This window comes from Paenibacillus sp. FJAT-27812 (assembly GCF_001273905.1).
Classification (GTDB): Bacteria; Bacillota; Bacilli; order Paenibacillales; family Paenibacillaceae; genus Pristimantibacillus.
Window position 1 is genome coordinate 3,166,274 of the sequence record NZ_LIGH01000001.1, and the last position, 13,338, is coordinate 3,179,611.

General features: G+C 48.3%; 13 protein-coding genes. All 13 read left to right on the forward strand.

The features are described 5' to 3' along the window. Positions 1–21: 21 nt before the first annotated feature. Positions 22–1,113, forward strand: a complete 1,092-nt coding sequence (gene thiL, locus ADU23_RS13305) for a thiamine-phosphate kinase (RefSeq protein WP_063846192.1) — start codon at positions 22–24, stop codon at positions 1,111–1,113. Between the two features lie 16 nt (positions 1,114–1,129). Further along, a complete protein-coding gene (gene tsaE, locus ADU23_RS13310) occupies positions 1,130–1,618 on the forward strand; it encodes a tRNA (adenosine(37)-N6)-threonylcarbamoyltransferase complex ATPase subunit type 1 TsaE (protein ID WP_053374182.1) in 489 nt (162 codons plus the stop codon). Further along, the gene (gene tsaB / locus ADU23_RS13315) at positions 1,615–2,436 is read left to right on the forward strand and encodes a tRNA (adenosine(37)-N6)-threonylcarbamoyltransferase complex dimerization subunit type 1 TsaB (protein WP_053374183.1); all 822 of its coding nucleotides are present in this window, start codon (positions 1,615–1,617) and stop codon (positions 2,434–2,436) included. Before tsaE ends, tsaB begins: the two co-directional genes overlap by 4 nt. After that, the gene (rimI, locus tag ADU23_RS13320) at positions 2,433–2,921 is read left to right on the forward strand and encodes a ribosomal protein S18-alanine N-acetyltransferase (protein WP_053374184.1); all 489 of its coding nucleotides are present in this window, start codon (positions 2,433–2,435) and stop codon (positions 2,919–2,921) included. Before tsaB ends, rimI begins: the two co-directional genes overlap by 4 nt. A 2-nt stretch (positions 2,922–2,923) precedes the next feature. Beyond that, positions 2,924–3,982, forward strand: coding sequence for a tRNA (adenosine(37)-N6)-threonylcarbamoyltransferase complex transferase subunit TsaD (gene tsaD / locus ADU23_RS13325; RefSeq protein ID WP_442950607.1), 1,059 nt, complete (start codon positions 2,924–2,926; stop codon positions 3,980–3,982). Between the two features lie 1,008 nt (positions 3,983–4,990). Further along, positions 4,991–6,556 (forward strand): 2-isopropylmalate synthase, encoded by a 1,566-nt coding sequence (locus ADU23_RS13330; protein ID WP_053374186.1) that lies wholly within the window; start codon positions 4,991–4,993, stop codon positions 6,554–6,556. A gap of 33 nt (positions 6,557–6,589) precedes the next feature. Next, positions 6,590–7,402, forward strand: coding sequence for a class I SAM-dependent methyltransferase (locus ADU23_RS13335; protein WP_053374187.1), 813 nt, complete (start codon positions 6,590–6,592; stop codon positions 7,400–7,402). 538 nt (positions 7,403–7,940) lie between these two features. Next, positions 7,941–8,684: an ABC transporter ATP-binding protein gene (locus ADU23_RS13340; RefSeq protein ID WP_053374188.1), complete on the forward strand. Its 744-nt coding sequence runs from the start codon at positions 7,941–7,943 to the stop codon at positions 8,682–8,684. Between the two features lie 61 nt (positions 8,685–8,745). Next, a complete protein-coding gene (locus ADU23_RS13345; RefSeq protein WP_053374189.1) occupies positions 8,746–8,976 on the forward strand; it encodes a hypothetical protein in 231 nt (76 codons plus the stop codon). A 44-nt stretch (positions 8,977–9,020) separates the two neighbouring features. Continuing rightward, the gene (locus tag ADU23_RS13350; protein WP_053374190.1) at positions 9,021–9,950 is read left to right on the forward strand and encodes a polyprenyl synthetase family protein; all 930 of its coding nucleotides are present in this window, start codon (positions 9,021–9,023) and stop codon (positions 9,948–9,950) included. Between the two features lie 127 nt (positions 9,951–10,077). Beyond that, positions 10,078–10,248, forward strand: a complete 171-nt coding sequence (gene comX, locus ADU23_RS32770; RefSeq protein WP_157265765.1) for a competence pheromone ComX — start codon at positions 10,078–10,080, stop codon at positions 10,246–10,248. A 33-nt stretch (positions 10,249–10,281) separates the two neighbouring features. Beyond that, positions 10,282–12,678 (forward strand): ATP-binding protein, encoded by a 2,397-nt coding sequence (locus ADU23_RS13355; RefSeq protein ID WP_053374191.1) that lies wholly within the window; start codon positions 10,282–10,284, stop codon positions 12,676–12,678. Further along, the gene (locus tag ADU23_RS13360; RefSeq protein WP_053374192.1) at positions 12,656–13,306 is read left to right on the forward strand and encodes a response regulator transcription factor; all 651 of its coding nucleotides are present in this window, start codon (positions 12,656–12,658) and stop codon (positions 13,304–13,306) included. Before ADU23_RS13355 ends, ADU23_RS13360 begins: the two co-directional genes overlap by 23 nt. The last annotated feature ends 32 nt before the right edge of the window (positions 13,307–13,338 follow it).

The following is a 13,338-nucleotide window of genomic DNA, read 5'->3' on the forward strand; positions in this document are numbered from 1 at the left end:
CGGATAAGGATGAAGGAGATCATCGCATTGGACGAGTTTGAGAGCATTCATCACTGGACAGCAGGCAGGCAAGAGGACGAATGGCAGCGGCGGAGGGGCATTGTTGCCGGCATCGGCGATGATGCCGCGGTTGTTGATCTGGCCGCGGCCGCGGATGGCGTAGCCGAGCCGAAGCGGCTGCTGCTGGCGGTCGACACGATGGTGGAGACCGTCCACTTCAAGCAGTCGACGATGCGGGACGAGGATGTCGGCTATAAGGCGCTTGCCGCGAACATAAGCGATATTGCCGCGATGGGAGGCGTGCCCTTGCATGCGCTCGTCTCGGTCAGCGTACCGCCCGCGTATACGCCGGAGCGGATGCGGAGGCTGTATGATGGGCTGTACGAGTGCGCCGAGCGCTACGGGGTTGCGATTGCGGGAGGCGATACGACGTCGTCGCCGGAGCATTTGGTAGTGGCGGTAACGGTGACGGGAACCGTTGAAGCGGGGCGCGAGCTGCGGCGTTCGGGCGCTAAGCCGGGCGACGCGGTGTTTGTGACCGGCGCGGTAGGCATGTCGGCGGCGGGCTTGCATGCGCTGCTTGCCGAGGAGGCGCGTGGAGCTGTTATGGCATCCGCAGATGCGGGGCATCAGGAGCTTGCGGCTGTGGTGAAGGCGCACCAGCGGCCAAATCCGTCGGTGCGGGCAGGCAGGCTGCTGCTTGAGCGGGGCAGCTGTCATTCGCTTAATGATGTAAGCGACGGTCTGGCAAGCGAAGCGTGGGAGATTGCAGAGGCATCAGGGCTGCGTCTTATGCTTCATGAGAAGCGGCTGCCAAGGAGCGGAAGCATGTCGACTTATGCATCAAGCGCGGGCGTTGATCCGCTGGAGTGGATGCTCTATGGCGGAGAGGATTACGTATTGCTAGGCACGATGGCGTCTGAGGATGCCGAAGCGATGCAGCTCGCCTTCCAGCAGGAGGGCATTCCTTTTTTTATCATCGGGGAAACCGAAGCGGGCGAGCCGGACGTACAGCTTATACGCTACAATCAAGCAAGCAAGGGAAGCGGACTACTGTCTTCGAACGAGAAGCGAATAAATCTTAAGAAGCGCGGATACAATCATTTTTTGTGATGAACGGGTGATTAGCATGCAACAACAGATAGGTGAGGCCACTTGGGTGGCGCAATCCGAACAGGATACGATAGCACTGGCTAAGCAGCTTGCTGCTATGGCAGATTCAGGCTCGCTTCTTGCGCTGGACGGCGATCTTGGCGCGGGCAAAACGAGATTTTCGCAAGCTTTTGCCGAAGCGATTGGCGTTAAGGGCATTGTGAACAGTCCGACATTCACGATTATTAAAGAATATGAAGGGGATAAGCTTCCCTTTTATCATATGGATGTGTACAGGCTATCTCTGGAGGAAGCGGATGAGCTTGGGTTAGATGATTATTTTTTTGGCGATGGCGTAACGATCGTGGAATGGGCAAGCTTGATTAAAGAGCTGCTGCCAGCCGAGAGGCTGGAGCTGTATATCGAGCACCTTGGCGATGAAGCACGGCGAATTCAATTGACTGGCTACGGGCAAATGTACGCAAGCTGGTGCGAGGCCGTGAACAAGTTAGGAGCGGACAGATGAGAACAGAGCAGAAGCATCAAGCTGGAGTGATTTTGGCATTAGACACCTCGACGGCATCGATGGCTGCGGCTATCGTTAGCGAAAATGAGGTATTGGCTGAAATTCAGTCGTTAGCGGAAAGAAATCATTCGGTTCATGTCGTATCGCATATCAAGGATATGCTGCAGAATAGCGGCATAACGGAAACGGATATCGAAGCGATTGCTGTTGGCAATGGGCCAGGCTCCTACACGGGCATGCGCATTGCGGTTTCGGTTGCCAAGACGCTTGCTTGGGTTTGGGAGAAGCCGCTTGTCGGCGTATCCAGCCTAGAGGCGATTGCTTACGGTGCTTGGCATCAACAATTAGGCGCGCAAGCGAAAGAGACAAGAGCAGTTGGCGACGGAGAACACTGGGTTATCCCAATAATGGACGCTAGGCGCGGCCAGGTTTATTCGTCCTGCTTCTCGATGACGAATCATGCGAAGTGGAGCCGCTGGTCAGAGGATGGCGTACGGCTTATGAAGGATTTTGTCGAACAGTTGAAAGAGCGTTTGGCTGAACTGCCGGAAGGCGCCGTTCAAAGCATCTCCTTGGTCGGGGATTTATCCCTTCACGAGCCAGGTGCGGCACGGCTGCAGGAAATCGGCGATTCAGCAGGAGTAACCGTCCGGCTGCAGCCGTTTGTCCAAGAAGGCAAATGGATAGCAGAGCTTGGACGCAAACGGCTGGAAGCAGGTCTCACCGAGAACCCGCATACTTTTATTCCAAACTACACGCAGCTCACCGAAGCGGAAGTCGTATGGAAGGCAAAGCAGGAAGGTGGGGCTAAGGTATGAAAGTAGACGTGAACAAGCTCATTTATCGCTCAATGACGATGGCTGATATCCCGGCAATCGTAGCTATTGAGCATGAAGCTTTTTCGAGTCCTTGGACGGCAGAGGCGTTCACGAATGAGCTGGTGAACAATTTGTTTGCCAGATATATGATAATGGAATATGAGGGCGAGGTTATTGGCTACGGCGGCATGTGGGTCATTATGGACGAGGCGCATGTAACGAATATAGCCGTAAGATCGGACTATCGCGGACAAGGGCTGGGCAGCTGCTTGCTAATGGAGCTGCAGCGGACGGCAGTTTTTTTTGGCGCTGTCAAAATGACGCTCGAGGTTCGTCCTTCCAACGAAATCGCGCAGCGGCTTTACCGGAAATACGGCTTTGAGCCTTCAGGCATTCGCCCGCGCTATTACTCGGATAACAATGAAGACGCGCTTATTATGTGGGCAGAGCTTGACCATGAGCAGTTGAAGACAGGGGAGCAATGAACGTGAGTCAGTCAGAGAGAGCAGCAAATGCCGAGCGGGCAAATGATATTATTTTGGCGATAGAAACGAGCTGCGACGAGACATCGGCAGCTGTCATTCGCGGCGGCAAGCATATTTTATCCAATGTGGTATCCAGTCAAATCGAGATTCATGAACGGTTCGGAGGCGTTGTGCCGGAAATCGCTTCACGCAAGCACGTGGAGTCGGTCACACTCATTATCGAGCAGGCGGTTAAGGAATCAGGCCTGACGCTGAAGGACATGTCGGCTATAGCTGTAACGCAGGGTCCTGGCCTCGTAGGCGCATTGCTTGTTGGGATTGTATCCGCCAAAAGCTTGTCGATGGCACTCGATATTCCGCTGATCGGCACGCATCATATCGCAGGTCATATTTATGCCAATGAGCTTGTCCATGACATTGTTTATCCCTGTATGGCGCTTGTTGTTTCCGGCGGGCATACGGAGCTTGTGCTGATGGAAAGCGAGGGCGATTTTCGCGTTGTAGGCCGTACAAGGGATGATGCGGTCGGCGAAGCTTATGACAAGGTTGCGCGTGCGCTTCACTTGCCATACCCAGGAGGACCGCATATCGATAAGCTCGCTGTTGAAGCGGAGGAATCGATTGTTTTGCCAAGAGCATGGCTTGAGGCGGATAGCTATGATTTCAGCTTCAGCGGCTTGAAATCAGCGGTGCTGGCCGTTATTAACCAGACGAGAATGAAGGGCTTAGTCCTTAATGAATCGGCTTTGGCACGCGGCTTTCAAGAGTCGGTCACCGAGGTGCTTGTTACAAAAGCGCTGCGCGCTGTCCGGCAATTTGGCGCGAAGCAGCTGCTGCTGTGCGGCGGAGTTGCCGCTAACCGGGGCCTCAGAGCGGCGTTAACGGCTCGCTGCGAGTCGGACAAGGTGCCGCTGCTTATTCCGCCGAATTCGCTCTGTACGGATAACGCGGCGATGATCGGTGCGGCTGCATATCTTAAGCTTAAACGTGCGCAATATACGGACCTCGAAATGAAGGGCGACCCGGGCTTCTCGCTGGAGAGCTGGTCAGTGAGCAAGTAAGAAAGCTTTAATAGGGAGCTGCGGTTGCATCGAATTGATAGAACGGCTGCATGATGCTGGAAATGTTCGATTCCAAAAAAAATTTGGAAATGGAATTGACAGACTATTTTGAAGAGCATATAATAAGCAACAATACTTCAAACTTCAACTTCATACGTTACAAACGCAATGAACAGGAACAGTAAAGCTAGTCCGGGAATGTCGGCAGCGCGCTTATGAATGAGCATCATTCATACATCGCTCCGATGACAGAGAGCTGCGGGTTGGTGCAACGCAGTCGAAGGATGCTTGAAGCTCACCTGGGAGCGGAACAGTGGAAACGGTGGCGGCATTTTGCCAATAGCCATGCAGGTACATTGTTACGGTTAACCACCGTAATCGGGTGCATGTGAGTCAACATCCGGAGTTGGCCATATGCTTAAGTTGGGCGTCCCTGCTCGTTTGCGAACGTATGGGTGTCAACAAGGGTGGTACCGCGCGGGTCTTTTATAGCCTGTCGTCTCTTGATTCAAGAGACGACAGGCTTTTCTTGTTGTCTAGGAAGTGAAGTATGCAGCATGAAAGCGATAAGGAACAAACAACATAGAGTGGAAACGCTATGAACAGGAGCAGTAGAACAATAGGCTGGCATAACGAAATTCGAGGCTTGCTCATCGCATTGCGGTGAGTCACTCGAAATCGTACAGAGAGCTGCGGGGTGGTGCGACGCAGTCGAAGCTGAAGTTTGAATCTCGCCTGGGAGCGGATTGGTGGAAACGGATTGTCAGCTGACAATACGCGTACACCGTTACGGCTAGCCGCCGTCATCGGGCATTTAAGCGGGCTCAGATCCCCGCAGAAAGCAGCAGGACGTCCTAGCGGATGTGCCTCGCCCATGCTTCTGCATCAAGGACTGGCCAATTAGAGTGGTACCACGGCAGCGTAAAGCTCGTCGTCTCTTACAAGGAGACGACGAGCTTTTTTTTGTACCCAAAAACAATCCAACCCACCTTTAGGAGGCATATAATCATGACAAATGAAATGAAAAAAATTCAAATTTTTGATACGACACTGCGGGATGGCGAGCAATCGCCCGGTGCTTCCCTGGATCCGGAACGTAAAATCATCATTGCCCGCCAGCTGGGCAAACTGGGCATCGATGTCATAGAGCCGGGCTTTCCGGTCTCTAGCCCCGGAGAGTTCGCAGCGGTGCAGCAAATCTCACGCGAGCTGCAGCATGTGGAGATCGCCGGATTCGCTAGGGCTGTAAAGGTTGATATTGACGCTGCTGTGAAAGCGACGCAGGATGCGGCGCGGAGACGGCTTCACTTATTTATTTCCTCGTCGGACATTCATCTTAATCATCAACTGCGCAAATCGCGTGATGAGGTCGTGCAAATTGCCCGCGAGATGGTTGCATACGGAAAACAATTTGTGGATGAAATCGAATTTTCGGCCATGGATTCTACAAGATCAGGCAGAGATTTTGTCATTCAGCTCGTAGAAGCGGTCATTGCCGAAGGAGCAACGATTATCAACCTGCCAGATACGCTTGGTTACGCCATGCCCGAGGAAATGAGCGAGCTGTTCCGCGCAGTGCGCAAGCAAGCCAGAGGCGGCGAAACGGTAAGATATAGCGCACATTGCCACAATGACCTTGGCCTTGCGGTCGCTAATAGCATTGCGGCGATCCATGGGGGCGCCACGCAAATTGAAGTGACGGTAAACGGCATCGGCGAGAGAGCGGGCAACTGCTCGTTGGAAGAGCTGGTTATGGCAATCGAAACGCGCAAGGATGCGATTCAAGCGGAGACTAACATTCAAATCGGTGAGATTTTTGAAACGTCCCGTATGGTTAGCCGCGCGATGCACTTCCCGATCGCTTACAACAAGCCGATTGTTGGACGCAATGCATTCCAGCACGAATCAGGCATTCATCAGGATGGCCTGCTCAAAAACCGCAATACGTATGAAATCATGGACCCGGAAGCGATGGGAATCCCGCGCAACATGATCATACTAGGCAAGCATTCCGGCCGCCATGCGATTAAGCACCGCCTTTCCGAATACGGTATCGACATGTCGGATGCTCAGTTGCAGGATGTGTACGACAAATTCAAGGAAACGGCAGACGCGCAAAAGATCGTCACGGATGACGAGCTGATCCGGATTGCGGGCGAGCTGATAGAGACGCAGCCAGATCCTTATGTGCTTGTTGATCTGCATGTTCATGCGGGTACGCAGCGGTCTAGAACGGCGACGGTAACGATTCGGGAAAATGAGTTTGGGACGGAGCAGTCGTATATGGCGATGGGAGCTGGGCCTATTGAGGCGGTTATCCATGCGATTCAACAAGCGATTCCGGTAGCAGCCGAGTTTGAGGATCTGGAGCTTCACTCCTTGTCAACAGGCGAAGATGCGCATGGAGAAGCGGTTGTGAGCATTGTGCATATGCAGCAGCGCTTCCGTGGCACTTCGATTCACAAGGACATTGTTCTAGCCGCTGCGCAAGCCTACATCGCAGCTTGCAATCAGGCGGTCATGACAACGGGAAAAAGGTATGTGGAATCCAGCCCGGCTAAAGCAGCTAACTGATTGTGGCTTAAACCATAAAGGGAGTGGTTTATGATGGATAAAATCATACAATACTACAACCAATTTGATGAATGGGGGCGTCTCGAAAGAGCGCCCCTTGAGTTTATCGTAAATTGGTTTCATATCAGTCGATACTTGCCGGAGAGCGGACATGTGCTCGATAACGGCGCCGGTCCAGGCAAGTATGCAATGGAGCTGGCAAGAAGCGGTTATGACGTTACGTTAACGGATTTAACGCCAAGGCTGGTGCAGCAGGCAGAGGATAAGGCGGAGGAGCTTGGGCTTGCAGAGCGCTTTAAAGGATTCTATACTGCCAATGCTAAAAGTTTAACGATGCTCCAAGATGAGCAATTTGACGCTTCGCTTATGATGGGGCCGCTGTATCATTTGCAGCAGCAGGAGGAACGTAACCAGGCTGTCCGAGAACTATACCGCGTAACGCAAAGCGGCGGGTATGTGTTTGTTTCTTTTATGACGAGGATCAGACATTTGCTCACAGCGCTTGCGCATCCGCAGAGCTGGAAGCCCACCGACAATATGGGAGCCATTTTAGATTTTATGGACAACGGCATCTTTAATCATACGGACGAAGGCAGGTTCACTGGCGTCTACTATCATTTAATAGAAGAGATAAAACCTCTTATGGAGGCACATGGATTTGAAACGGTTAAATTAATAGGCTCATCGAGCGTTGCCGGCGCTTTGACGCAGGAGCAATTCGATTATTGGCAATCGCTTGGAGAGCGTGAATATGCAAAATGTATGGAGCTTGTTTGCGAGTACGCGGATAACGTCCATCTGCTGGGAACCTCCTCGCATTTGCTGTATGTCGGCAAGAGAAAATAACCTCGTTTAATTGCCAAATTTAGTGTTGTGCACAAAGTTATCCACAATCGAGTGTCTTTTTGTGTATAAGATGAAGAAAACCCTGAAAACACTGGATTTACTTAAGCTTCACATTGTGTGCGAAAAGGGGATAGTTTTTTCATACTAAAGTTGTGGATAATGTGTATAACATGGATAAACAATAGGGAACGTATGAGTTTGTACCTATGAAACGACGAAATCCGCGAAAATACTACTATAATGCCTGCTTATTATCGACAGAATTAACTAACAATTTATACAGAGTTGTTGATATCTTTGTGGATAACAAAATACGTCTAATATTTAGTATGACTGGGAAATAGTTGATCCTCTATCACTTGGTTGCGCTTACATTGCGGTACCGCAAAAAATTTGCGTGAATTACTAGTCATGTTTTCGGTGAAATAGTTTGTGTTATGCGTTATCGTGAAGCTATGAAATATACCGAGAACATGAATCTAGCATATTAACGAATAACTCACGCAAAGCTTAAGTGTGAATGGAGGTTAACCAAGGAATGGAAAAGGAAACGATCATTCAAGTAAGTTCGGTCAGCAAGTACTATGGTGCGAATAAGGCAGTGGATCGGGTATCCTTCAAAGTAAATGAAGGAGAGATTTTCGGAATTATCGGTACGCACGGTGCAGGAAAAACGACGCTGCTCGAAATGCTAATGGGTATTCGTATGCCAGACCAAGGAAGCATCCGCATATACGGCCACGATGTGGTGCATGATGCAGAACGATTGAAGGAAGACATCGGAATCCATCTGCAAAGCACGTCTTTGGTCGACAAAATGAATGTTCGTGAAGCTATGGAGCTGTTTCAAGGCTTCTACAAACGAAAAAATGATTTGGACAATATCATTGAACAATTTGGACTTAGCCCATATTCGGATAAATTAGTAAAGCGCCTCTCAGGCGGCTGGAGACAGCGCACGGCACTTGCAATTGCATTAGTAAATGATCCTAAAATCATATTTTTGGATGAACCGACAACGGGTCTGGACCCGCAAGCCAAAAAAGAATATTGGACGCTGCTTAAGCTGCTTAAGCAACAGGGGAAAACGATCGTCGTTGCCTCGCATGACATGGAAGAGATTCAACGGAACTGCAATCGCGTTTGCGTGATGCGCAAAGGCGAATTTATTACATGCGATAATCCATCGTCGCTTATCGCGCAGCTGCCCGGCGGCGGCATGACGATGGAAGCTGTTTATATGCACCATGCAGTTGAACTGGATAGGAGTGTCAGCGTATAAGGATAATCAAACATTAAGCAAAGGATTTAAAAGGGAAATGTTCAAGGAGGGCTTTTTAGAAATGGATCATCGCGATCGCATCGAAAGTCCGTCAGTCGAGCGCAAAGAATTATTGGAATTACGAATGGAGATGATCGCTACCTTAATGAATCAAATGAGCGAGGGGGGAAATAAGAAACAAGATAGCGAAACGGATAATAAGCGCAAACATCCCAGCGACTGTTACGGCATAATGAAGCATCATTGGTTAGCTCATTTTGTAAATGTGGTACACCGTATGTTCACTTTATGATTTCATAGTATAATAGAATGATCTTGATTGGCGGAGGATCGCTTGTGAACGATAGTATTCCACTCATTGGTCATCAAATGCGGACGATGGTTCAGCGGTTTTTTACTGCTGAACCTCTTGCACGATTCGCAGAGCTTTTTATTGAGGACAAGCTTGCTGAAACGATTCGGTTTGGCCAGCTGACCGTTATTCATTATCGCATGTTTGGCGGTCATAGCGACGAAGTGTACGAAGCGGCAGCGGCAGTTGAGCTGTTTATTTTGGCATCGGACATATTGGATGATTTGCAGGACCAGGACGCTCCACACAAGCCCTGGATGCAGGCTCCTCAGCCTGTGGCGATTCATGTTGCCTCGGCGCTATTAACGTTGTCGCAGCAAGCAATGCTGAGCAGCGCTCCTTCCGATGCGATGAGAATCGCGCTTATGGAAATGATGAACAGGCTGCTGCTTCAGTCGGCCAACGGCCAGATGCTCGACATTATGAATGAGATTGTAGACGAGCAATCCTATTTGGACATGGTTAAGCAAAAATCAGCGACATTGCTGCAGCTCGCTTGTATGACAGGTGTTATGCTTGCCGGTGAGCCTTGGAACGAAGTGGTGGCAGAATATGCAGCTGAAATTGGCATAGCCGCCCAAATTCAAAATGATCTGCGGGATTTGCTGAGATGGGACGACAAGAGCGATTTTCTCCAACGCAAACGTACGCTGCTCACGCTTTATTTAATAGAGAGCGAAGCAGAGGCGGATTGCTGGATAAAGGAGTATTTTGAAGGACGGATCTCGCTAGAGGATGTAGCCATGAAGCGTGAGCTTTTCCTCGAAACATGCGAAAGAACAGGCACTATTTTGTATGGTTCAGTCATGAGCCGGATGCACTACAATCGATTTGAAGAGCTGGTAGACTCTATTCAGGAGATTAGTCCTTGGAAATCGACATTTTTACATATTATAAATCAAAAAATTGCATAAAAACACACCGCGCAAAAGTCACTTCGGTAAATACGAATCACTTTTGCGTTTTCTGTCGATTCTATTCCTGTTATAGTAGAGAAGTAGTATATTTTTATAATAATAGTAACGAATTGGAGGAGTTAAAATGTTAAAAGAAGCGATTCGTCAATTGGTAAACAGCACTGAAAAAATGTCCATGGCTATGGGTGGACAATTGCAAGTTGCAGGTGTCTCGGCTGCAGAACAAAAAGCTCTTCTTGGTGAACTGAAGAACAAAAACGAGAAAAACAGCGGATACGCATACATGTGGGGCTAAGAATTTGATATTGTTTGAAGGGAAGAGGACAGCATGAGACCTACATTCTTAAACCGCATTGTAGCAATCCTCTTCCTAGCAGTGCTTCTCTCATCAGTAGTTTACTTAACTTCGGTTATAGCTACTATCCCATCAATCGGGGCTATTCTGATCAATGATTCGAGCGATAATTATATCGTTAAATCGATAGAGCCCGCGGGTCAGGCAGAAGTAAAAGGAATTAGGGTTGGCGACCGGATTTTAGAGGTAAACGGCGAGCCGGTTAATGAATTTCGAAATGTGAAAAAATATAATTCGATAGAGTATGCTGATAATGTGCTTGTTTTACATAAAGACAACAGTCAGCAAGAGATCACCTTTCCAAAAGGCTGGACAGGCGAACACTCGCTATGGGAGCTATTTATTCAGCTATACATCCCAGGCATATCGCTTATTATTTTTTGTGCATTTTCGGGATTTCTTTATGTTAAGCGTAGAAACGATAGAGCAGCAATTATGCTCATTTTATTTTTTATTTCGATAGGAATTAGCTATTACAGCTCAGCGGCTTCTTATCGAAGCGATCCTGTTGGAACCGCCATTCTTTATCTCGTAATGCCACTTATCCCATTGTTGTTTATGAGCTTCATGAGCATATATTTGCAAAGATTTAACGTAAGCTTCATTAGCAAGAGGCTGCTGCGGTTATTATTTGCGGTAGTGGGCGGAGTAGGCTTTACAAGCTTGTTATATTTTTGGACAGAGCTATTTCCAATACAAGTTTATATTTATATTAAGATGGCCTTTAGCGGTATTTTGCTCTTAGGCAATTTAGTGTGCGTATATAAGCTTATTCGCAAGTTTATCGAACATCGCAATACCAAATTACACTCATTGTTTACGATAACTTTAATCTCACATCTGGTAGCTTTTACGCCATTTGCGACATTGAATTTACTTCCTCAAATTTTCGGAAAGAACCAAATTTTCCCTGCTGCATTTACAGCGCTCTTCTTATTCGTTTTGCCGATTGTATATTTCTATCTATCAACTTCGAATCAATTGTTCGACATCGATTTTATTTTAACGAGATTTAAATACTACACTGCACTAGCCATCTTTCCATCAATCATTGTGTCCGCGCTAGTGGCGATATTAATACTAGGAGAGAATAATCCGTCATGGTCCGTATGGTTTGGCGTATTTTTTGTCATCTACATCGGAATGACGTTGTTTCTATATGGGAAGGAACAAATTGATCAGCGATTCAGACCTAAGCTCTTCAAGGCGATGTACAGCTATCAGGATAGCCTTGACCGTTTCTCTCGCAAAATCGCCAGAGTCATGAAGCAAGGTGATTTGGAAGCGGTTCTGATGCAGGAAATTTCGGAACTTTTGCCGGTAAAACGAATTACTTTTTTGCTTGTAGAGCAATCAGAGAACACGGTATATCCGATGGGAGAGCACCCCGAGGAGCTCATCACCGCGGAGTTTTTGCTTGGAACGGTAAACTCCCTTCAGGTAGGGGAGTTAATCGAGCTTCCTTACGGTCTAGGACTTGTTATTGGCCGGCAGCGGTCGAGATACCATATTTTATGGATTGGCATGAAGACGAACCATACCCGCTTTAACTCGGACGAGCTCCGTTGGCTAAAAACGATGTCCAGCTATTCAAGCATCGTATTTGAGAATTTATATTTAATTGAAGGATTAATCGAGGATCTGGAATCTGAGGTTCGCAAAGAACATTCCACCTCGCCATGGGTGCTTCGTTTGTTATTTTGCTTGTCAGAGAACGAGAGAAGAAAGCTTGCCGCGGATTTGCACGACTCGGCGCTCCAGGATCAGCTGCTATGGTACAGAAAGCTTGAAGCCATTATGATGGACTATCCGATTTCGGATAACCTCGGTCGCGAGCTGGAGGACATCAAAGAGGGACTGCTGGATGTTATTCACCAAATTCGTGAGACCTGCAACGAGCTTCGGCCGCCGCTTTTGAAAGAGATGGGCGTCGTTGAGGCTGTTGAATCGATCATAGAGCATACGCAAATGAGGGTGAACTTTGCGGTTGATTTCCGTGCGAAAACATTCAGCCGTCCACTAAATGAGGAACAAATTACGGCTATTTATCGGATCGTGCAAGAATTGCTGCGCAATGCAGACAAGCATTCACAGGCAAAATTAGTCATTCTCGAGCTCGAGCTACGTAAAGGAACGATATATTTCCGATATCAGGACGATGGTGTCGGAATGGATGTCAATCAAATGATTGTTTCTTTTGAGCATATGGGCTTGTCGGGTATTAAAGAGCGGGTGACAGGTCTAGAAGGTGACATATCATTTTATTCGGAACGCGGTAACGGCCTAGAGGTTGTTATTTTGTTGCCAGAAGACATGACAACCGGCAGATCGGAGAGGGGAATATCGCGTGATTCGTATCTTATTAGTTGATGATCATCCTTCCGTTGGGGAAGGAACTAAAAACATGATTGAGCAAGATAGTGAAATGTCTGTCTCGGTTGTTCTATCAGCGATCGAGGCATTGGATATCGTGCAAATAGAGCATTTTGATCTGATCTTATGTGACTTGAATATGCCAGGCATTAGCGGATTAGAATTGACCAAGCGTTTAATTCAACAGGATCCTCAGCGCAAGGTCATTATTTATTCCGGCTATGAGATTGGATCACACTTTAATTTGTTAATAGAGTCAGGTGTTTCAGGCTTTATATCCAAGACGGTATCCAGAGAACAGCTGCATAACGCAATACGCAGTGCCATGAGAGGCGACACCGTTATCCCGATTTCGCTATTGAAACAGCTTAGACGTCATGAGGTCACCATTGGTCGTTCGGAAGTAACGATCGAGGATGTATCCATCAACGAAAAAGAGCAAACGATTTTGCATGAGGTAGCAACGGGCATTAGCAATAAAGAGCTGGCGGCGATGCTCCATGTGAGTCAGAGAAATGTGGAATASCAGTTGTCGCGCATATTCGATAAGCTAAACGTACGCTCTCGTTCGGAAGCGATTAAAGAGGCGCAGCGCCTAGGCCTTATTAGCTTGGAACAATATTAAGTTTGTCAGGTTATCGTTCCATGATTCACGGA